Raw genomic sequence first — 17,538 nt, 5'->3', positions numbered from 1 at the left:
TCCTGGCCGCCGGGCTGGCGGCGTCTGCCTGTGGAGACGGTGTAAGACCTCAAAGGGAGTCCCCCCGGACGGGGCAGTCGTCGGTGAAGCAGGAACCCCAGCGGGCGACCGCTGGAAACCCCCGCCCTAGGCGGGGGAGGAAGCCAAAGGTTGTGCATTCGTGACTGGTGATCCGGAGATGCGCCCAAATCGACACGCCCTCGGCCGGGTGTTCAACGAGGTGCCGGAGCTCTACGACCGGGTCCGGCCGGGATACCCCGACGAGTTGTTCGCGGACCTTGGTGCCGTCACCGGCATGGGCGAACGGTCGTCGGTGCTGGAGGTGGGCTGCGGTACCGGTCAGGCGACGCGCTCGCTGGCAGCGCTCGGGTACTCAGTGACTGCCCTCGAACCGGGCCCGGACCTGGCCGCGCTCGCTCGCCACCGGGTCGCCTCCTTCCGCAACGTCGAAGTCGAGACTTCGACGTTTGAGGAGTGGGACAACCGCGGTCGACGCTTCGATGTCCTCGTGGCTGCGTCGTCGTGGCACTGGGTCGACCCGACGATTGGCTGGCAGCGAGCGCACGACATGCTCCATCCCGGAGGCTGGATGGCGCTGCTCGGCCACGTCGTGGTCCGTCGGCCGGGAGAGCCGGAGGTGTATGCCGAGACCGCCGATCTCCACGAGCGGTTCTGCCCCGGGAACCCTGCTTGGGGTCATCCGCCACTCGAAGAAGACGTGCGGGGCACCGACGAGGGCTGGGGCCTGGTCGACGATCCCGGAGGATTGTTCGGCCCAACGCTCGTGCGCTGGTATCCGACCGTTCAGTGGTTCGACGGGGACGGCTTTGCCGATCTCCTTCGCTCGCAGTCGCCGTACCGGAGGCTCGACCGCGATGTTCGCGAGCCCCTGCTCGATGCCGTCGCCGAGCGCATCCGCACGCGGATGGGCGACCGAGCAGCACGCCGTTACCTGAGCGTCCTCCGTGTCGGACAGCGCGCCCAGTGAGGTCACGGACCTGCGAGGCCTCGATGGCGATGCAGGCGCCTGCTTCTTCGGACAGCTCTGCGATCACCTTCCTCGGCACTTCGGCGGCATCGGCACCGGGGATACGGGCCGCCGAATCGTGGTTCGTCTCCCGTCGGTCCGGTCCCATGTAAGGGCGGCGGCAGACTGGGGCCTGGCCAGTGCCCCCACGGCGTGCGGCTGCCGGGTGGCCGCTCAGACATGCGGGACGACGGCGATGGGGCAGCGCCCGTGATGGATGGCGGCATGAGTCACGTGGCCCAGGTGAGGTGCCATCTCGTGCCGGTGTGTGCGCCGGCCGACGACGAGCAGCGCGGCGCCTTCGGCAGCATGCACGACGGCCTTCGCGGGAGTCTCGAGCCGGACGGCGTGGGCCGCGTCCACCTGCGGGTACTTCTCGCGCCAGCGGTGGAGGGCCTTGGCCAACTCCTGCTGCGCGTCCCGTGTCATCTCTTCGGCGACGGCGTGGTCCACGCCCCAGGGCACGCGCGCGTGGAGCGGCACGCTTTGGCCGTGCACGGCCAGGAGCGGAACCTCTCTGACCGCGGCGGTGTGGAAGGCGAAGTCGAGCAGCTCGTCGCTGGGTCCGTGGGATTTCAATGCCACGACCACACGGCTCGCCGGCGTCGGCTGCGCTGTCCCGTATCCGGTGCGGACCAGGACCACCGGCCGCTCCGTCCGGGCAACGACCGGCATGCTGACGTCACCCAGGAAGTAGCTTCCGACGGAGTCCAGCCCCCGTGAGCCGAGCACGATCAGCTCGGATTCCGACGCCGCCTGGAGCAGAGCCTTCCGGGCGTCGTCGGCCACCAGGCTCCCGATGATCGTCAGACCCGGGTGGCTGGATTCCAGTTCCGCGCGCGCGGTGTGAACGAAGCGCTTCGCCCAGTAGTTCTGATCGACTTCTGAAGGGACGCGGGCCGATTCCGGCAACAGCAGTGGCCACGCGTGCATCAGGCGCAGCGTGAGTTTGCGCTTGTCGGCCTCGTCGGCGGCCCAGCGGGCGGCTGCGAGGCTCTCGGGTGAGCCGTCGAGGCCCACGGTGATGACTGGCTGCATGGCGGCGGCCTCCGTCTCGTACGAAACTGGATACGACGGTGGGTGACGGTGAACGAGTCCGATGGCGTGCATTCTCCGGACGTCGCCGACATGCCGAGCGTGGTGCTTCTCTCCTTCGAGGAGTACCCCAATATCCTCCCCGGCGCATGTGGAGCCGTAAGGGGGAGGGCAGGCACGCGGCACCCGCCACGAGAGGAGACGGGTGCGGTGGCGATTCCCTTGGTGGTCGGCATCGACGGACCCGAATCGAGCCTGGAGGCGGTGGACTTGGCCGCGGCCGGGGCGGCCCGGCACGGGCTGTCGCTTGCACTTGTGCAGGCAACTGCCGATGAACGCGAGCCTTCCGACGTGACCAGTGCTGGCCCGGAGCGCGCCGGGGAGACAATTCCCAGGGTGCAACTGTCGAGCGAGGTGCTGCACGAGGCCGCTGCCCTCGCCGACAAGGCCCAGGTGCGGAGCTGCCGGCTGACGGCGGTGCATACCTGGAACCCACCGCTCAGGTCCCTCACCCCTCGGCCCACACCGTCGTCGTACGCCCTGGAGGCCCATCGGCGCCCGCCGTGTCAGGTGCTCGACGACGCCCTGCGCGGCATGACCCAGCGGTATCGCGACGCCCGGGCGAGTCCCAAGGCGTTCGAGTGCCCGGCGCGCCGAGCATTGCTGGACGCGGCGTCGGCAGACCTGCTGGTCGTCGGCGCATGAAGAAGACAGGGGCACCCGGGACTGCAGCTGGGTCTGATCAATCAGGCGCTACTCACTGCCTCACGCGCCGTACCCCGTCGCGGTCGTTCCCCAGATAGGACCGACGGCCCGACAGGGACCCTAAGCCCCGTGCCCCGATCCCGCTGCCGTTCAACGGTGGGAGCAGGTGGAGGGGGACGGTCGGCGGATTGTTGGAAGGCGGGTCATGAGCACACAAGGTTCGCCATCCACCCCCGGTCAGCCGCCGAGGCGCGGCGATCACGCGGCCAAGGGCCGGAACGCCCTGAGGCGTGCGTCCGACACGTTCGAGTGCTGGATGCGCCGTCTGCTGATGGTCGTTCTCGTCCTCGGGCTGCCGGCAGCCGCCGTCAGCGCGGGACTGACAGCGTACGAAGCGTCGATGCACACCGTGCGGACCCAGGCAGCGGAGCGGCACCACGTCACAGCCCGGCTGACGTCGACCGCCGAGGGTGGCGACTGGGTGAAGCGACCGGCGCCGGTTCGCTGGACCGACCTCAACGGTGTCGTGCGGACGGGAGCGGCGCTGGTGAAGCCGGGAACTCCCAAGGGCTCCACCGTACGTGTGTGGGTGACTCGTGACGGACATGTCACCGATCCTCCGACGACCACGCTCAACGCGAGGACCAGTGGCTGGCTGGTGGGCACTATGGCGGCGTTCGGCGTGGCCGCCGGATCCTACGCGGCCGGGGCGGGCATGCGCCTGGTCCTGAACCGGAGAAGGTACGCGCAATGGGACGCCGAATGGGGTCTGGTGGAACCCCGGTGGTCCGCGCGCTTCCTTCCGTGACGGATCTGACGGCTGGCTGGACAGACTCGACAGAGCCCTGACATGCATGTCCCCGCGTCGCCCCTGCGGCCGGGGCGTTGTCGGTAGTTCATTCCCGCGCGGAGAACCCGGTGCGCAGGTGCATGCGGCAGTACGGCGGGTCAGTGCCTCTTTGGTCGGAGCACAGGATCAGACGGAGGCCGTGTTCGGGCATCGTTCGAAGTGCGGCTGTTCAGCTTGGCCGGCGGGCACGGCGCGCTGTGCGGGTTCGTTGCAGCGACTCCGTTCAGCGTGGTTGGCGAGTGCTGTTCATCCAGACGTCAGCGATCGACGAGCGGAGCACAGTGCGCGGTCGACGAGAGCCGTAACGACTTGGATCTGCCGAGTGGCGGTGCTTTCATCGCCCGGTCGGCAGTGCATGGAGACCGTGACGGCTGAGTGAGATGAAGCACGGAACCCTGCCATGATGGACGCCCTCGTAGACCTGCCGCCCATGGTCATCGCCGACCTGCCCGGCCTCCGCCCCAAGACAGCCGACCGCTGGGCCACCCTCGCCGGCGGGAACTGGTCCGAATGCCTGGCAGCGCGACGGGCCGCCCCGCAGGGTTAGGCGGTTGAGCGGGGCAGTGTTCCGAGTCTGCGCTATTGGGGGATGGTGACCAGGATGCGGCCGTGGCCACCGCCGGCGTCGACGTGGTCGTGGGCCTTGGCGATGTCGTCCAGGGGGTGACGGTCGCCGACGGCGACGGTGAGGGCGCCGACGGCGGCGGCGGAGGTGAGGTCGCGGGCGGCCTGGCGCTTGGCCTCGGCGGGGAAGTCGTCGCTGCCGAGCAGCCGCAAGGTGACGTTGTTGAACAGCAGCGGCCAGAAGGGGATCTCAGTGCGGTCCGTGCGGGTGGCGTAGGCGGCGATGACGGCGTTGTTGGCGGCGACGGCGTTGTCGAGATCGGCGTTGTCGGACAGCGCGACCTCGATGATCCGGTCGACGCCCCGCGGCGCGTACGCGCGGATGGCAGCGGCGGGCTCCCCGGTGTCCAGGGCGACGGCGTGGGAGACGACGGCCGGGTCGACGCGGTCGAGGTCCGCGGTGCGGCGGACGGTCGCGATCACAGTCGCGCCGGCCCAGTGGGCGAGCTGGGCGGCCAGGGAGCCGACACCGCCAAGGACTCCGTGGACCAGGACCAGTTGGCCGTCGACCGGGCCGTCGGCGAAGACGGTGCGGTGGGCGGTGATGCCGGGGATGCCGAGGCTTGCCCCCAGTTCATCACTCAGATGATCTGGCAGAGGTACGGCTTGGTGGTCGGGTACGACGGTGTACTGAGCAGCTGTGCCGAAGGAGCGGTAGGACTGGGCGCCGTAGACCCAGACCCGCTGTCCGACGCGGCGGGCGTCGACTTGGGCGCCCACGGCGTCGATGACTCCGGCGGCGTCGCTGTGCGGGATCACCCGCGGGAAGGGCATGGACGAGCCGAGCCAGCCGCGCCGTTTCTTGGTGTCGCCGGGGTTGACACCCGAGACGGTGACGCGGACGCGGACCTCGCCGGGGCCGGGGACGGGATCAGGGAGTTCACCGACGTGCAGGACATCGGCGGCGGGTCCCTGGGCGTCGTACCAGGAAGCAAGCATCGGGGTACCTCCGTGGGCAGTCAGCTCGCGGGAGCGGCGGGCGCATGCAGATCGCCGTCGGTGCATGCGGCGCCGAATGCGGGCGGCTTCTCCCCGAGGGTCTCGCGCAGCCAGGTCCGTTCGGCGCGGCTGGTGGCGCGGGCGGTGAGCAGCATGCCCCGCCGGTAGGGGTCGGCGATCTCCTCGGCACGCAGGGGCCGCTCGTTGTCGTAGAAGAAGCTCGCCGGTTCTTCCAGGAACTCCAGCCGTCTGCGCAGCACCGCGTGCTGTTCGGCCACGTCGGGCAGGTGGGAGAGGAAGGCCAGGACGACGTAGAACCGGGTGAAGTCGGTGATCTCGTGGTCGGCGGGCTTGCGCAGGCGCTGAAGCATGTCGGCCCGTCCGGCCGCGGTCAGGCTGAGCACGTACCGGGCCGCCCCGGCGGCCGGGTCGGCGCGCCGCTCTATCAAGCCCGCCTTGGTCAGACGGTTGATCGCCGGATAAAGGCTGCCGTCACTGACCGGCCGCGTATAGCCGGTCAGCTGTGAGATGCGGCGGCGCAGCTCGTGTCCGGGCAGGGGGGTCTCGGCCAGGAAGCCGAGTATCGCGAGTTCCAGCATGAGTCCATCTTCGCACGCAGGCATCGAATCGATGTGAACATCGATTCGATGTTACGCTCGCCAGGTTCCCGCCCAAACGTCTCTGGAGAGGCACAGCAAGATGCCGTCGCAGTCCACCGAGTCAGTGATGAACCGCTTCGTCGAGTTCATCAACACGGGCAACGAGGATCTCGCCCGCGAGGTCATTTCTCCGGACGCGGTGTTCCACGCACCCAGTCACCCGGAACCACTGCGGGGGCCCGATGGGTATATGGAAGTCCTCGGGATGATGCGCGGCGGCTTCCCGGACGTCCAATGGACGCTGGAGGAGACGGTCACCGAAGGCGACACCGTGGCCGCGCGGTTCACCATGCGGGGAACCCACGACGGTGAATTCTTCGGGATCCCGGCGAGCGGCAACAAGATCTCGGTGCAGGCCATGAACTTCTACTACCTGGCCGACAGCCGGATCATCGGCGAACGAGGCCAGCCCGACCTCCTCGGGGTGATGCAGCAGATCGGTGCCGTACCGGCGCCGTGAACCCCGTAGCGCCGGGTGAGCCTTTCACCGGAGCGCGAGCGCCTGCGCGGGCTCACCGCAAGAGGTCGGTCTTCTTCGTGATCCGGCGCCTTCGCGCAGACAGTGCCCGGTGCGGGGAGAGCTGTACGCCTTGTCACCGCTGACGTGACCGGGCCGGGTGTGGGAGTCTCGCCCTGCGGGCGAATACCGCAACCCTCGAATACCGACACTCCCACAGTGATCCCAAGTCACCACGGAAGCTGTGATCGGCGGGGTCACCGGCGCGGGCTGGCCCGAAGGTCAGTGCTTGTGTGGCCTGTCCCGGTGGATGGGGGCCGTGCGGGTCCTCGCGGTGCGCGGCGTCGCCGCCTCCTTCGCCGGCCAGGGCGACCTGCAGGAACTGTTCCGGGGTGTGGTCGACCTGGAGCGTGGTGTGGGTGATGCCGTAGTCGTGCTGGAGGAGTTCCTCCAGGTCGCGGCGGACGGCGTGGCAGCCGCCGCCGGGCTCGACCAGGACGTGCGCGGAGAGGGCGGACTGGCCGGAGGTGATCTGCCAGACGAGCAGGTCGTGCACCTCGACGACGGCCGGTTGGGCGACGAGGTTGTCGCCCAGCGCGTCCGGGTCGACATCTGCGGGGGCAGCCTCCAGGAAGATCTGGCCGGACTCCATCCTATGAAGCGTTCAAGGCGCTCATCGATGCCCGGTTGTCCGACTGACGGCGCGGGGAGACCACAGCATGCAGTACCTGATCGACCAGGTGCGTGCCTTCCGTGCCCGTGCGGCACTCCACACGCTGCACCTGGCCGGCCTCACCCAGCACCACCGGCCGCGGGCCATGCTCATCTCCTGCTCCGACGCCCGCATCGTGCCCGCCCTGCTCACCGCCGCCCGGCCCGGAAACCTCTTCGAACTGCGCACGTATGGAGGGGTGATACCGCCCTACGACACGAAGACACCGGACCGGCGAGTCCAGGACGATCGAGTACGCGGTCGACGAGCTGGGCGTCTCCGACATCATCGTCTGCGGCCGCTCGCACTGCGACGTCGTCACCGAGGTGATGCACGACAGCCTCCGGCATCGCGGAGTCCGACGACGATCCGGCCCCGCTGACCGGAGACGTCACCGCCGCCGGGCACTGGCACGTGCTCAAGCAATTCGACGCGCCCACTCTCCGGCTTCCGGTGCCTCGACTTCGCCATCAGCATCAGCAGCGACGCACGCCGAGATGGGTCAGGCCGCATGGCTGCGTCGTTCTCGCGGGGTGTCCAGTTTGATCATGTGATGCCCAAAGTGGTGAGGGGCGGGTGGTGTCGCATGCGTGGTGGCGGAGGCCGGCGGCGATGTTGCTGCGGTCGGTGAGCCGGTGTGCGCCGATGGTCAGGTTCCGCAGGGCGGCCATGCCCGGGGCGCCGTGCCGGTGCGTATGCGGGAGACGTCCTCGGCGTAGGTGACGTCTCCGACATGGTGAATCTCGTGGACGCACGCCGACCGGAATCGTCAGGCAGGCCCGGCCGGCGTGTCGGGCGACCGCTGTTGGGCGGACGCCGACGCCGGGCCGGGGGCGTCGAGCAGCCCGGCGAGCAGTTGGAGTCGCTCGTCGTCGGGCCCGCCTTCCTCGGCGGTATAGACGATCAGCATCGGCCCTGAAGCACCCGGCATCGGGTAGGCGTCCCAGTCCAGGTTCAGCTCCCCGACCAGCGGGTGGTTGACGCGCATCCGGCCGCGTGTCGTTTCCTCCACGTCATGGCGGGCCCACAAGGTCGCGAACTCATCGCTGCGGACCGCGAGTTCACCGACCAGCTCCACGGCGCGCGGGTGCCCCGGATCGGCGGCGACCTGCGTACGCAGCATCGCGGTCAACTCGGCGACGGTGGCTGCCCGCTCCGGGCATGCCTGGTCGGCTTCCGGGTGCAGCAGTAGCGACAGCAGGTTCCGCTCCATCTGCGGCCGCTCGGTGAACTCGCCCAGCAGGGCACCGGCCAGCGGGCTCCAGGCCAACACGTCCAGGAAGCGGCCGATGACCACTGCGGGTGCGGGCATGGTACGCAGCAGCCGCAACGTGGTGGGCGGTACCACCTCCGGCGCGTGTCGTCGTGGGCGGCGGGCGGGCGTGCGCGCGGCGGCGGCGAGGCTGTGCAGGTGCCGGGACTCCTCGGCAGAGAAGTTGAGGGCGCGCGCGAGGGCGTCCAGAACCTGGTCGGAGGGCCGCACGTCGCGTCCCTGCTCCATGCGCTGGTAGTAGTCCGCGCTCACCCCGGCCAGCAGGGCCAGTTCCTCACGCCGCAGCCCGGCGACGCGCCTCCTCGGGCCGGGTTCCAGGCCGACATCCTGGGGTCGCAACCGCGTTCGTCGGGTCCGCAGGAATTCGGCGAGTTCGCGTCGGGGATCGTCGGTCACTTCGAGCGAGGCATCGGTCACGGCGACAGTATGTCTCGGGCGCGGCCAGTGAGGGTGGGTCTGGCAGTCCCAGGAAGAGGCGAACGACCGTGATGTCGCGAGCAGGGTCCAGGATCGGATCCACAACAGCCGACCACGGAAGGACAGCGACATGAAGACCGCTCAGATCACGGGTTATGGCACCGTGGATGTCCTGCGGGTCAACGACGTCGACCGGCCCGCTCCCGGTGCGGGCGAGGTACTGGTGTCGGTCGAGGCTTCCAGCGTGAACGGCCACGACGTGCTTGTCCGCGCCGGGGAGTTGAAGATCGTGTCGGGACGCCGCTTCCCGATCGGTGTGGGGCTGGACTTCGCGGGCGTCGTCGCCGCGACCGGTGCCGATGTCGAGGATTACCGGGTCGGGGAACGGGTGTGGGGCATGGTGCATCCCCGGCAGCGGCACACCACCGGTGGGGCGGCCGAGTACGTGGTGGTCCCTGCGGACCGCATCGCGCCCGCCCCGGCGGGCATCTCGCCGGTTGACGCGGCCTCCCTGGTCGTCGCGGGCGCGACGGCGCTGATCGCGCTGCGGGACACCGTGCATGTCGCGAGCGGGGAGCGGGTCCTGGTCCGGGGCGCGGCGGGCGGAGTCGGCACCGCCGCCCTGCAACTGGCACATGCGCTGGGCTGCCACGTTACCGCGCTGGCCCGCGACCGCCACGCCCATGTGCTCACCGACCTCGGTGCCGACGAGGTCCTCGACTATGGCTCCACCACCTCGGACCACATCGGCCCCTTCGACGTCATCGTCGACACGGTCGGCTCGGAACTGAACTGCTACCGAAGCCGGTTGACCAAGGGCGGCCGGATGGTCACCGTCGGGCTGTCGGCCGGCGCCCTGGCCGCGATCGCGGCGTCGAGCGTGTACGGTTCCCGCCGCATCCGCACCTTCAGCGCCAATCCCGACACGGCCGTGCTGCGTGATCTGGCGGATCACGTCACTTCTGGTGCGCTGCGCCCGGTGGTCGACAGCGTGTACCCGCTCGCAGACATCGCCGCGGCGCATCAGTCATTCGAGCGCGGCGGCGTCGTGGGCAAGCACGTGGTCGCGGTGTCCGCGTAGCTCCGTCGTTCTCGTGGAGCATCCGGTTCGATGGGCGATCGGATGGCTCGTGATGCTGACGGTTGATTGTCCGGGAGGAGACGAAGGCACGCACGGCTGCCGGTGATCATGAGGTGTCGAGTCCCTGATCACCATGATGGAAGACCGTGCCTGCGCGCTCGTCATCGCCCATCACTGTCGGCCTGGGCCAACTCGCCGACGCTGCCCCGCCCTTGCCTGTCGGCCATGCCGGGCTCCTGGTCCGTCCGGCCCCCGTGCCCGATCCACGCCGGGCCAGGGGCCGGCGCCACCCGTTGGTCTTCGTCCTGGCTCTGGCTGCCTGCGCGGTCCTTGCCGGGATCACGTCCCCCGCGGCGATCGCGGAATGGGCCGCCGACGCCCCGCCCGGCCTGCTCGCCCGGCTCGGCGGCACCGTGCGCGAGCCGGACAGTGAGATGCGCTCCGGCCGAGGCCACCGTGCGGCGCGTACTGCAGCGCATCGACGGCGACGCGCTGGACGCAGCGATCCGCGCCTGGCTCGCGGACTGCGCCCACACTGCCGACCCCAACCGGGCGAGCGCCGACGCTCCCTCACCCTGGTCTTCCCCGGGGAGAGGAACTGGCGGCGGGTCCAAGCCGGTTCGCGGCGCGGCGGAGCGCGGAAGCGCGGCAAGGCAGGCGCGGGAATCGGGTGGGCGCCGGACGGCGAGCCGACCCGGTGCATGAGCGCCGGGCCGGTTCCTGGGATCGGTGCGGCGTCAGCATGCCTACCGGATGATCACTTCGCCTCGGCCAGCCGGACCGCGTCGGGACCGGCCGGGAACCGCAGCCGGCCGGTCGTGTCGTGCGCGGCTCGCCATACCGTCTCGGCAACGTCGCTCTCCTTGGTGAACAGGTCCTGGCTCGTGAAGCCGCCCATGGCCTGCTTCGCCCATGGTGCGTACGGCGCGGGCACCAGTTCGTCCGGCGAGGCGCCCTTGGTCGCGCCGGCCGCGAAGTTCGTCGTCAGGCAGGCACCGGGCTGGACCGTCTTGGCCTGCACACCGAAGGGTGCAAGCTCGAGCGCGAGGGAGGCGGTGAACCCCTCGACGGCCATCTTGCTCGCCTTGTAGACGGCCGAGAGCGGCATGTGGCCCAGCACCACGCTGGAGGTCACATTGACCACCACGCCGGAGCCGCGCTCACGGAACTGGGGCAGTACCGCCTGCGTCGTCGCCATCACACCGAACGTGTTGGTTTCGAAGACTTCCCGCACGCGGGCCATGGGGGTGTCCTCGAACACGCTCATCGATGGGACGCCCGCGTTGTTGACGAGGACGTCGACGGGCCCGGCTGCCTCGAACGCGGCGGCGATGGTCTCGGGCTTGGTCACGTCGAGTTCGACGACGCGGAGCCGGTCCGACTCGGGCAGGATGCCGGCACGCGGCGTGCGCATCGTGGCGATGACGTTCCACCCCTGCGAGTGGAAGTAGAGAGCGGTAGCCCGCCCGTATCCGGAGGAGGCACCAGTGATCAGAACTGTCTTCATGCTGTGGCCTTTGCGATGGGGGGATCCTCCGATGGACAGGCATTTTCCTGCACCGCGGAAGAACTGTTGCTCCCATTGAAAGCCTCTGACCTGCGGTAATAGTAGAACTATCCTCGCTTCCTCTTGCACGATCCTCCTCAGTGGTGCCGCCCGCTCAGGGAAGGACGCTCGCGGGGGTGCGTGCGGTGTTCCGCAGTCGGGCCGCGTCCCGGCTCGGCGGTGCGCCGAACTGACGGCGGTACTCGCGGCTGAACTGCGACGGGTTGTCGTAGCCGACGCGGTGGCCGACTCCGGTGACGTCGCCGGGGTGGGTGGCGAGCAGTAGCCGGGCTTCCTGGAGCCGGATCTGTTTCTGGAACTGGATGGGACTCATCGCGGTCACCGCCTGGAAGTTGCGGTAGAACGCGGAGACGCTCATGCCCGACAGGCGTGCCACGTCCTCGACCCGGAAAGGCTCGGCGTAGTGCTCGCGGATCCAACGCACGGCCCGGGAGACATGGCTGAGGCCGCTGTCGGCGAGGCCGAGCTGGCGCACCGCCGCGCCCTGTTCGCCGGTGATCAGGCGCCACAGGATCTCGCGTTTGACCAACGGGGCCAGTACGGCGCGGTCGCGGGGTTCGTCGAGCAGGCGCAGCAGCCGGACCGCCGCGTCGAGCAGCGCGGGCGGGGAGTCGCTGACGGCGATCCCCGACGGCGCGCCCATGCCGGCGCGGGGGGTGTCGCCGGGACCGGCCTGCAGCAGCAGTTCGGCGATGGCTGACGGTTCCAGCGTGAGTCCGAAGCCGAGGGCCGGCCGCTCGGGGTCGGCCCGGGTGAACTGCCCGGTGACAGGCAGGTCGACGGATGCGACCAGGTACTGACCGGCGCCGTACTCGTAGATGCGGTCGCCCAGCGCGAGGCGTTTGGCGCCCTGGGCGATGACCGCGAGCACCGTGCCCGACATGGAGGGCGCCGGCGGATCCGGCTGGTCGACCTTCGAGATCAGGACACCGTCGATGGCCGTGGTCCAGTCGGGGCGGGCATGCCGGGCCAGCAGGGTGCGGAGCTCTTCGAGGTGCATGCGTCCATTGCAGCACCGTTCGCCGTCCGGGCTCCCGCAGTCGCGAGGATTGTGCAAGTAGCGGCGAGCATCGTTCTAACGTTTCCGCAGGTCACGCCAGTTGAATGGAATCACCGCACTCCACCGAAGCAGAAGAAGGCCGCCATGATTGCCACGTACGGATTCAACGCCACCCTGACCGCCAGGACCGGAATGGGCGACCAACTGGTCGACCTGCTGCTGACCGGCCTGGACGAGGGCAGCCCCGGCGCGAGCGAGCACTGCGTCGTCTACCTCGTCTCCCGGTCGGCGTCCGCCCCCGACGTCGTCCACGTCACCGAGGGCTGGACCAGCGAAGAGGACCACCACCGGATCTTCGCCGGCGAAGCCGCCCGGGCCATCGTGGCGCAGATCGAGGGACTGCTGGCCACGGAGTCGGAGTACACCGACTACGTCCCGGTCCGCGGCAAGGCAGCCTTCTGAACCCCGGATCCCCCGGCCTGCCGCTTCGGCACCTGCCGAGGCGGCACCCACCCCGTATGACTGTCCGGCACGACCCCGCGAAAGGCATCGATCATGACCGCAGCACGACCCGCCCTGGACCCCGAACTGAGTGAACTGCTCGCCGACATGCCGTTGCTGTCCCAACTCAGTCCGGAAGTCCTCGAGCACCTGCGTCAACTCCCCTCGACGCCTGTCGAGTCCCTGCTCGCCCACCGCCGGGTCGACCGGCGCGAGGTCACCGTGCCCGCCAAGGACGGCGCCCCGATCCCCTTGTCGGTCTTCAACCCCGCGGACACCGATCGCACCACCGCCGCACCCTGCATCTACTGGATGCACGGCGGCGGGATGGTCATGGGCGACCGCTTCTCGCAGATCGACATCCCGCTGGAGTGGCTCTACGAGTTCGGCGCGGTCGTGGTCTCCGTGGACTACCGGCTGGCCCCCGAGGCCACCGGCACTGCCCTCGTCGACGACTGCTACCACGGACTGCTCTGGCTCTCCGAACACGCCGAAGAACTGGGCATCGACCCCGCCCGGATCGTCGTCGCCGGCGCCAGCGCGGGCGGCGGCCTCGCCGCCGGTGTGACCCTGCTGGCTCGCGACCTCGGCACCCCTGCGATCGCCGCACAGATGCTGATCTGCCCGATGCTCGACCACCGCAACACCAGTACCTCCAGCGGCCAGTACTCCGGCGGGCCCGGCATCTGGACCCGCGAGATGAACGAGTTCGCATGGCGCGCCGTCCTCGGCGACCTCACTGACGACGAGGTGCCGCAGCACGTCTCGCCGGCGTTGGCCGAGGACCTCTCGGGCCTGCCCACCAGCTACATCGACACCGGCTCCGCCGAAGTCTTCCGAGACGAGGACACCGACTACGCCACCCGCATCTGGGCGGCCGGTGGCCAGGCCGAACTCCACGTCTGGGCGGGCGGGTTCCACGGGTTCGACGCCCTGTACCCGCAGGCCGACATCTCGGCCACAGCCCGCCGAACCCGCACCGACTGGCTCGCCCGACTCCTGCGAACGGTCTCGGCCTGATGACGCCGGGCAGATCTCGGGCCTAGGGTGGGCCGGTGATCTTCAAGAGGAAGCGGGAGACTCCGGTCTTCGCCGACACCGTGTCAGAGCTGGAAGGGGCGGTGGCCGCTCGCGATGGCGACCGCACCGGGCGTGCCTTCACCGCTGTGATGCATGGTGTGCAGTCGGCGTCAGACGCTGAACGCGTTCTGGCTGGGCCTCGCTTGGCGGCGCTGCTCCCCGCCTTCCCGCCTATCGGCCCGCGGCCGATGCTGGCGACAGCGGCCGGCTTGTGCGTCGAGCGCGGGGCCGATCCGGTGGCCTGCGCCGAGCCGATCCTCGGCAGCGTCCATCAGGACCTGCTCGACGCCCTGGAGTTCGTCCGCCGCTGGACCGCCACCGGCGCGGCCGAGGACGAACTGCCGGAGGCGGACGAGAAGATCATTGACGACGCGCTCCTGTCCCGCATCGGTGGCGACGTGTACGAGGCCACGCGGCTGGCGCTGGCCTGGTGCTCGGTCGACACGTGGCAGCCGCCCGCGCTGGCCGTGCTGTGCCGCAGCGCCGAGGTGCGCCGCCGGCACGCCTCCGCGATCCTCCCCGTCTGCCGGGACCTTGCGGCCCTGGAGCGGCACGACCTCAAATGCCTGGCTTACGCGCTGGCGGTTCTGGACGATGAGCTCCTTGTGGTGCTGCACAGACCCACCGGGACCGGCTTCGAGGTACGGATCGGGGGCATCGGGGACAACTTCCAGTTGCACACGCTGCTCGCCCACGTCCTCGTCGGCGGCGGCCACGTGCCCGGCACTGCGCCTTCGGCGCAGAGCGTCCGCCTGGCCACGGAGCCCGAGCCCGCCCAGGGACGTACCCAGACCATCGCGACCGGGGCTTTCGAACTCCTCGCCCCGGACGGCCGGCAAATCTGGAACGAGGGGCTGCCCGACGACATACCTGTGGTGGAGGGACGCCGCCTGCTCGTGCTCGACGAGCCGGCGTACCAGCGCAGTTGGAACGCGGACCGGTTCTTTCCGCACCTCCCCGGCACGGCCCAGCTGACCCGCGTCCTGACCGCAGAAGAGACGCGGGTCTGGTTCGACCGCACGTCGCCCGGCAACGGGATCGGCCCGTCTTCCTGACTCGGTGGACCGGGTCGTCACCGCACCGGGCGGACGGCTGGGGCTGGAAGCCGGAATTCGGAGCCCGCCCCCTGCATCGAACAAGGACTGCGCCAGGGCAGTGTCGGAACTGCTGAACATTTTCCGGCGGTTCTGTGACACTCCGTCAGATACCTGCACCACCCCGCCTACAGCTCACGGTTGCACCAGCTCTGCGCGGATCTGCGGGAGCACTTTCGTGCCGAGGAGTTCGATGGCGCGGAGGAAGTCGCGTTGGGGCATGCCGCCGACGTCCATCTGGAGGATCTGGCGGATGTGGCCGAGCAGTTCGTGCAGGTGGAGGATGCGGTCGGTGATCTCGTCGGGGCTGCCGACGAAGACCATGCCGTCGGGGCCGTAGGTGGCGGCGTGGTCGGCGCGCGAGGGGGCGGGGCGGCCCAGTTCGGCCAGGCCCTCGGCCATCATGCGGTGTTCGTGCTCCAGCCCATGGGAGGCATCCACCATGTCCGACCTCGACAGCCAGACCGCCTATGGGGACGCCGCCGCGACGACGAAGCGGTTCACGCATCCCCTGCACACACCGTGGCTGGACAACCTCGAACGCAGCGCCGCGATCCTCGACTACGGCTGCGGCTACGGCCGAACCCTGGACGCGCTGGAACAGCAGGGCTTTGACAACCTCTGCGGCGTCGACACATCGCCGGGGATGATCGCCCGGGCCCGCAGCCTGCACCCCGCGATGCGCTTCGCGGTGCTGGACACTCCGCCGGCACTCGCCTGCCCGGACGCGAGCATCGACGTGGTCCTGCTCTTCGCAGTGCTGACCTGCATCCCGAGCGACGACGCACAGCGGCTGCTGATCGGCGAGCTGCACCGTGTGCTCAAGCCCGGCGCACTGCTCTACCTCAGCGACCTGCCGCTGCAAAGCGACCAGCGCAACCGTGACCGCTACGCGAGGTTCGCCGAGGCCTACGGCGCCTACGGGGTGTTCGAGACCGGCGACGGCGCAGTGTGCCGTCACCATCCGGACGACTGGTTCACCTCTCTGCTCGCCGGGTTCGAGACCATCGACACCCGCCGAACCACCGTGACCACCATGAACGGCAACACATCGGCCGGTCTTCAAATCCTGGCCCGCAAGCCGGCCTCACGTCACCGGGCTCCTGTCTACTGACGCTGCAAAAGTCTCTTCTTCTCAGTGCAGTTGCTCGGCCAGTCCGACGATGATGCCCTCAGGGCCGCGGAGGTAGCAGAGCAGATAGCTGTCCTCGAACCGGGCGATCTCGCCGACGAGTTCGGCGCCGTGCGGGCGCAGGCGGGCAACCGTGTCCTCGATGTCGTCGACGGCGAACATGACGCGGTGCGTGCCCAGAATGTTGTGCGGTCGGTTGCGTGGCCCGGCGCTGATCACCGCGGGGCTGCGGTACTTCGCGAGCTCGAGGCGGCTGCGCCCGTCCGGGGTCCGGACCATCGCGATGTCGCAGTGCACGCCGTCGAGTCCGGTGCACTGGTCGGCGAAGAGGCCCTCGACCTCCCCCCTGCCCTCCAGCTCCATTCCGAGTTCCACGAAGAACGCGATGGCGGCGTCCATGTCCTCTACGACGATGCCGACGTTGTCCATGCGCTGAATGGCCATGCTGGGTTTCTCCCTTTTCGTCGTGCGGCTGGTGGTGGCCGCTGATGTCCCTGGGACGGAGCCGTTGGCACGTTCTCGACATCCTCAGACCATCGCCTTCGCCGTCCACCACCTGTCGGCCCCTCGACACGGTGGGCTCAGCGCAGCGACCCCGGCTCCTCCCCCACCGACGTGCCACCGTGCGGGCGTGCTCCCGCGATGCGCAGGGCGATGTCGCCGTACTGGTAGGCGAGTTGATCGACGGAGAACTCGCCGCCCTCGTGGAACCAGCTGGCGACGCCGATGCCCATGTCGAGGATCGAGTACGAGGCGATGCGGGCCGACTGTACGTGGAAGGCGCCCTCGGCGGCCCCCTGCTCGATGAGTTCGCGGAAGCGGCGTTCGTAGTCGCTGCGGCGGCCGAGCACCCGGTCCTGGTCGGGCTGGTCCAGGCTGCCGATCTCGCGGTTGCCGACGAAGGCCTCCAGGCGGTGGCGGGCGTGGTAGCGGATGTGCGCCTCCACGGAGCGGCGCAGTTGTTCCCGGACGTCGTCGATGCCGGAGACGGCCACGATGTTGTCGGCGATGAGCTGTTCCATCGTGCCGATCATGATCTCGGCCAGCAGTTCGTGCTTGGAGGTCACGTGCTTGTAGAGGCTCGGGCCTCGGATGCCCACGGCGGCTCCGATGTCGGCCATGGTCGTGGACCGGTAGCCCTGCGCGGCGAAGAGGCGAAGCGCGGCCTGCCGGATCGCCGACCGGCGGTCGGTGACGGGTGCGCCGTCGGCCCGGGCCGGCCGGTGCGGCCGCTCGTACGACCCGCTACGGGATGCGCTGTGCGACCTCCCGTGCCCCTCGCTCTGGGCTGAACTCACGCCAACTCCTGAAGCTACCGACCATTAGCCGAATCTGTCTGCCTGAGCAGCCACTATAGCCGGGGCTCTTGACATGCCGCCCCCTTC

At 69.6% G+C, this 17,538-nt stretch carries 21 protein-coding genes and 3 pseudogenes; 14 read left to right on the top strand and 10 right to left on the bottom strand.

What is annotated here, in order from left to right; translation table 11 throughout:
• Positions 1–164 (top strand): annotated as a pseudogene (locus tag AQJ46_RS57875) (RNA-guided endonuclease TnpB family protein); the annotation flags it as partial.
• Between the two features lie 44 nt (positions 165–208).
• A complete protein-coding gene (locus tag AQJ46_RS44800; RefSeq protein ID WP_225887586.1) occupies positions 209–988 on the top strand; it encodes a class I SAM-dependent methyltransferase in 780 nt (259 codons plus the stop codon).
• 213 nt (positions 989–1,201) lie between these two features.
• Here the strand turns inward: AQJ46_RS44800 and AQJ46_RS44795 are convergent, their stop codons facing one another.
• Positions 1,202–2,065 carry a universal stress protein gene (locus AQJ46_RS44795; RefSeq protein ID WP_059211114.1) on the bottom strand — a complete coding sequence of 288 codons (864 nt, stop codon included), beginning with the start codon at positions 2,063–2,065 and terminating at the stop codon, positions 1,202–1,204.
• Positions 2,066–2,272: 207 nt separating this feature from the next.
• On the opposite strand from AQJ46_RS44795, the gene AQJ46_RS44790 reads away from it, so the two are divergent.
• The 3 genes from AQJ46_RS44790 to AQJ46_RS55755 all read left to right on the top strand — a co-directional run bounded on the left by AQJ46_RS44790 (position 2,273) and on the right by AQJ46_RS55755 (position 4,164).
• Complete coding sequence (locus AQJ46_RS44790) at positions 2,273–2,767, top strand: adenine nucleotide alpha hydrolase family protein (protein WP_059211113.1); 495 nt, start codon at positions 2,273–2,275, stop codon at positions 2,765–2,767.
• Positions 2,768–2,972: 205 nt separating this feature from the next.
• Positions 2,973–3,575: an Rv1733c family protein gene (locus AQJ46_RS44785; RefSeq protein WP_059211112.1), complete on the top strand. Its 603-nt coding sequence runs from the start codon at positions 2,973–2,975 to the stop codon at positions 3,573–3,575.
• A 445-nt stretch (positions 3,576–4,020) separates the two neighbouring features.
• A complete protein-coding gene (locus AQJ46_RS55755; protein WP_159064173.1) occupies positions 4,021–4,164 on the top strand; it encodes a hypothetical protein in 144 nt (47 codons plus the stop codon).
• Between the two features lie 32 nt (positions 4,165–4,196).
• On the opposite strand, the gene AQJ46_RS44780 is transcribed toward AQJ46_RS55755, so the two are convergent.
• Positions 4,197–5,180, bottom strand: coding sequence for an NADPH:quinone reductase (locus AQJ46_RS44780; RefSeq protein WP_059211111.1), 984 nt, complete (start codon positions 5,178–5,180; stop codon positions 4,197–4,199).
• 20 nt (positions 5,181–5,200) lie between these two features.
• Positions 5,201–5,779 (bottom strand): PadR family transcriptional regulator, encoded by a 579-nt coding sequence (locus AQJ46_RS44775; protein WP_059211110.1) that lies wholly within the window; start codon positions 5,777–5,779, stop codon positions 5,201–5,203.
• A gap of 127 nt (positions 5,780–5,906) precedes the next feature.
• Here AQJ46_RS44775 and AQJ46_RS44770 point away from each other — a divergent pair, with 127 nt between their 5' ends.
• Positions 5,907–6,299 (top strand): ester cyclase, encoded by a 393-nt coding sequence (locus AQJ46_RS44770; RefSeq protein ID WP_263972910.1) that lies wholly within the window; start codon positions 5,907–5,909, stop codon positions 6,297–6,299.
• Between the two features lie 279 nt (positions 6,300–6,578).
• On the opposite strand, the pseudogene AQJ46_RS44765 reads toward AQJ46_RS44770, so the two are convergent.
• A pseudogene (locus tag AQJ46_RS44765) lies at positions 6,579–6,945 on the bottom strand (cation transporter dimerization domain-containing protein); the annotation flags it as partial.
• Between the two features lie 70 nt (positions 6,946–7,015).
• Between AQJ46_RS44765 and AQJ46_RS59210 the strand changes: the two are divergent.
• Entirely contained in the window at positions 7,016–7,390 is a 375-nt protein-coding gene (locus AQJ46_RS59210) for a carbonic anhydrase (protein WP_079072727.1), read from the top strand.
• Positions 7,278–7,562, top strand: a complete 285-nt coding sequence (locus tag AQJ46_RS59205) for a hypothetical protein (RefSeq protein ID WP_404828527.1) — start codon at positions 7,278–7,280, stop codon at positions 7,560–7,562. The genes AQJ46_RS59210 and AQJ46_RS59205 overlap by 113 nt, the downstream gene beginning before the upstream one ends.
• A gap of 215 nt (positions 7,563–7,777) precedes the next feature.
• Here the strand turns inward: AQJ46_RS59205 and AQJ46_RS44760 are convergent, their stop codons facing one another.
• Positions 7,778–8,698, bottom strand: coding sequence for a helix-turn-helix transcriptional regulator (locus tag AQJ46_RS44760; protein WP_208617093.1), 921 nt, complete (start codon positions 8,696–8,698; stop codon positions 7,778–7,780).
• A gap of 130 nt (positions 8,699–8,828) precedes the next feature.
• On the opposite strand from AQJ46_RS44760, the gene AQJ46_RS44755 reads away from it, so the two are divergent.
• Positions 8,829–9,779: an NAD(P)-dependent alcohol dehydrogenase gene (locus AQJ46_RS44755; protein ID WP_059211107.1), complete on the top strand. Its 951-nt coding sequence runs from the start codon at positions 8,829–8,831 to the stop codon at positions 9,777–9,779.
• 146 nt (positions 9,780–9,925) lie between these two features.
• A pseudogene (locus AQJ46_RS58875) lies at positions 9,926–10,123 on the top strand (transposase family protein); the annotation flags it as partial.
• A 413-nt stretch (positions 10,124–10,536) separates the two neighbouring features.
• Here AQJ46_RS58875 and AQJ46_RS44745 read toward each other — a convergent pair.
• Both AQJ46_RS44745 and AQJ46_RS44740 read right to left on the bottom strand, forming a co-directional pair.
• Entirely contained in the window at positions 10,537–11,286 is a 750-nt protein-coding gene (locus tag AQJ46_RS44745) for an SDR family oxidoreductase (RefSeq protein WP_059211105.1), read from the bottom strand.
• A gap of 154 nt (positions 11,287–11,440) precedes the next feature.
• Positions 11,441–12,346 carry an AraC family transcriptional regulator gene (locus tag AQJ46_RS44740; RefSeq protein WP_059211104.1) on the bottom strand — a complete coding sequence of 302 codons (906 nt, stop codon included), beginning with the start codon at positions 12,344–12,346 and terminating at the stop codon, positions 11,441–11,443.
• 144 nt (positions 12,347–12,490) lie between these two features.
• On the opposite strand from AQJ46_RS44740, the gene AQJ46_RS44735 reads away from it, so the two are divergent.
• From AQJ46_RS44735 to AQJ46_RS44725, 3 genes are all read left to right on the top strand, one after another.
• Complete coding sequence (locus AQJ46_RS44735) at positions 12,491–12,808, top strand: putative quinol monooxygenase (protein ID WP_059211103.1); 318 nt, start codon at positions 12,491–12,493, stop codon at positions 12,806–12,808.
• A 93-nt stretch (positions 12,809–12,901) separates the two neighbouring features.
• Positions 12,902–13,867, top strand: coding sequence for an alpha/beta hydrolase (locus AQJ46_RS44730; protein WP_059211102.1), 966 nt, complete (start codon positions 12,902–12,904; stop codon positions 13,865–13,867).
• 248 nt (positions 13,868–14,115) lie between these two features.
• Positions 14,116–14,982, top strand: coding sequence for a hypothetical protein (locus AQJ46_RS44725; protein ID WP_225887585.1), 867 nt, complete (start codon positions 14,116–14,118; stop codon positions 14,980–14,982).
• Between the two features lie 174 nt (positions 14,983–15,156).
• On the opposite strand, the gene AQJ46_RS44720 is transcribed toward AQJ46_RS44725, so the two are convergent.
• Complete coding sequence (locus tag AQJ46_RS44720; protein ID WP_059211100.1) at positions 15,157–15,465, bottom strand: hypothetical protein; 309 nt, start codon at positions 15,463–15,465, stop codon at positions 15,157–15,159.
• Here AQJ46_RS44720 and AQJ46_RS44715 point away from each other — a divergent pair.
• On the top strand, positions 15,464–16,135 hold the full coding sequence (locus tag AQJ46_RS44715) for a class I SAM-dependent methyltransferase (protein WP_059211099.1): 672 nt from the start codon (positions 15,464–15,466) through the stop codon (positions 16,133–16,135). The genes AQJ46_RS44720 and AQJ46_RS44715 overlap by 2 nt on opposite strands.
• 21 nt (positions 16,136–16,156) lie before the next feature.
• Here AQJ46_RS44715 and AQJ46_RS44710 read toward each other — a convergent pair whose 3' ends face one another.
• Complete coding sequence (locus tag AQJ46_RS44710) at positions 16,157–16,597, bottom strand: VOC family protein (protein ID WP_059211098.1); 441 nt, start codon at positions 16,595–16,597, stop codon at positions 16,157–16,159.
• A 137-nt stretch (positions 16,598–16,734) separates the two neighbouring features.
• On the bottom strand, positions 16,735–17,451 hold the full coding sequence (locus tag AQJ46_RS44705) for a TetR/AcrR family transcriptional regulator (protein ID WP_059211097.1): 717 nt from the start codon (positions 17,449–17,451) through the stop codon (positions 16,735–16,737).
• Positions 17,452–17,538 lie beyond the last annotated feature (87 nt).

The organism is Streptomyces canus, assembly GCF_001514145.1.
Taxonomy (GTDB): Bacteria; Actinomycetota; Actinomycetes; order Streptomycetales; family Streptomycetaceae; genus Streptomyces; species Streptomyces canus.
Note: the sequence above shows the minus strand (reverse complement) of the source record. Positions and strands in the feature narration are given on the sequence as shown.

What these genes read in the sequence shown, in the direction of transcription:
- AQJ46_RS44745 (WP_059211105.1), bottom strand. Translation starts at nt 11,286, where the DNA reads ATGAAGACAGTTCTGATCACTGGTGCCTCCTCCGGATACGGGCGGGCT.
- AQJ46_RS44780 (WP_059211111.1), bottom strand. Translation starts at nt 5,180, where the DNA reads ATGCTTGCTTCCTGGTACGACGCCCAGGGACCCGCCGCCGATGTCCTG.
- AQJ46_RS44775 (WP_059211110.1), bottom strand. Translation starts at nt 5,779, where the DNA reads ATGCTGGAACTCGCGATACTCGGCTTCCTGGCCGAGACCCCCCTGCCC.
- AQJ46_RS44710 (WP_059211098.1), bottom strand. Translation starts at nt 16,597, where the DNA reads ATGGCCATTCAGCGCATGGACAACGTCGGCATCGTCGTAGAGGACATG.
- AQJ46_RS44725 (WP_225887585.1), top strand. Translation starts at nt 14,116, where the DNA reads ATGCTGGCGACAGCGGCCGGCTTGTGCGTCGAGCGCGGGGCCGATCCG.
- AQJ46_RS44720 (WP_059211100.1), bottom strand. Translation starts at nt 15,465, where the DNA reads ATGGTGGATGCCTCCCATGGGCTGGAGCACGAACACCGCATGATGGCC.
- AQJ46_RS59210 (WP_079072727.1), top strand. Translation starts at nt 7,016, where the DNA reads ATGCAGTACCTGATCGACCAGGTGCGTGCCTTCCGTGCCCGTGCGGCA.
- AQJ46_RS44730 (WP_059211102.1), top strand. Translation starts at nt 12,902, where the DNA reads ATGACCGCAGCACGACCCGCCCTGGACCCCGAACTGAGTGAACTGCTC.
- AQJ46_RS44795 (WP_059211114.1), bottom strand. Translation starts at nt 2,065, where the DNA reads ATGCAGCCAGTCATCACCGTGGGCCTCGACGGCTCACCCGAGAGCCTC.
- AQJ46_RS44715 (WP_059211099.1), top strand. Translation starts at nt 15,464, where the DNA reads ATGTCCGACCTCGACAGCCAGACCGCCTATGGGGACGCCGCCGCGACG.
- AQJ46_RS44770 (WP_263972910.1), top strand. Translation starts at nt 5,907, where the DNA reads ATGAACCGCTTCGTCGAGTTCATCAACACGGGCAACGAGGATCTCGCC.
- AQJ46_RS44740 (WP_059211104.1), bottom strand. Translation starts at nt 12,346, where the DNA reads ATGCACCTCGAAGAGCTCCGCACCCTGCTGGCCCGGCATGCCCGCCCC.
- AQJ46_RS44785 (WP_059211112.1), top strand. Translation starts at nt 2,973, where the DNA reads ATGAGCACACAAGGTTCGCCATCCACCCCCGGTCAGCCGCCGAGGCGC.
- AQJ46_RS55755 (WP_159064173.1), top strand. Translation starts at nt 4,021, where the DNA reads ATGGACGCCCTCGTAGACCTGCCGCCCATGGTCATCGCCGACCTGCCC.
- AQJ46_RS44735 (WP_059211103.1), top strand. Translation starts at nt 12,491, where the DNA reads ATGATTGCCACGTACGGATTCAACGCCACCCTGACCGCCAGGACCGGA.
- AQJ46_RS44755 (WP_059211107.1), top strand. Translation starts at nt 8,829, where the DNA reads ATGAAGACCGCTCAGATCACGGGTTATGGCACCGTGGATGTCCTGCGG.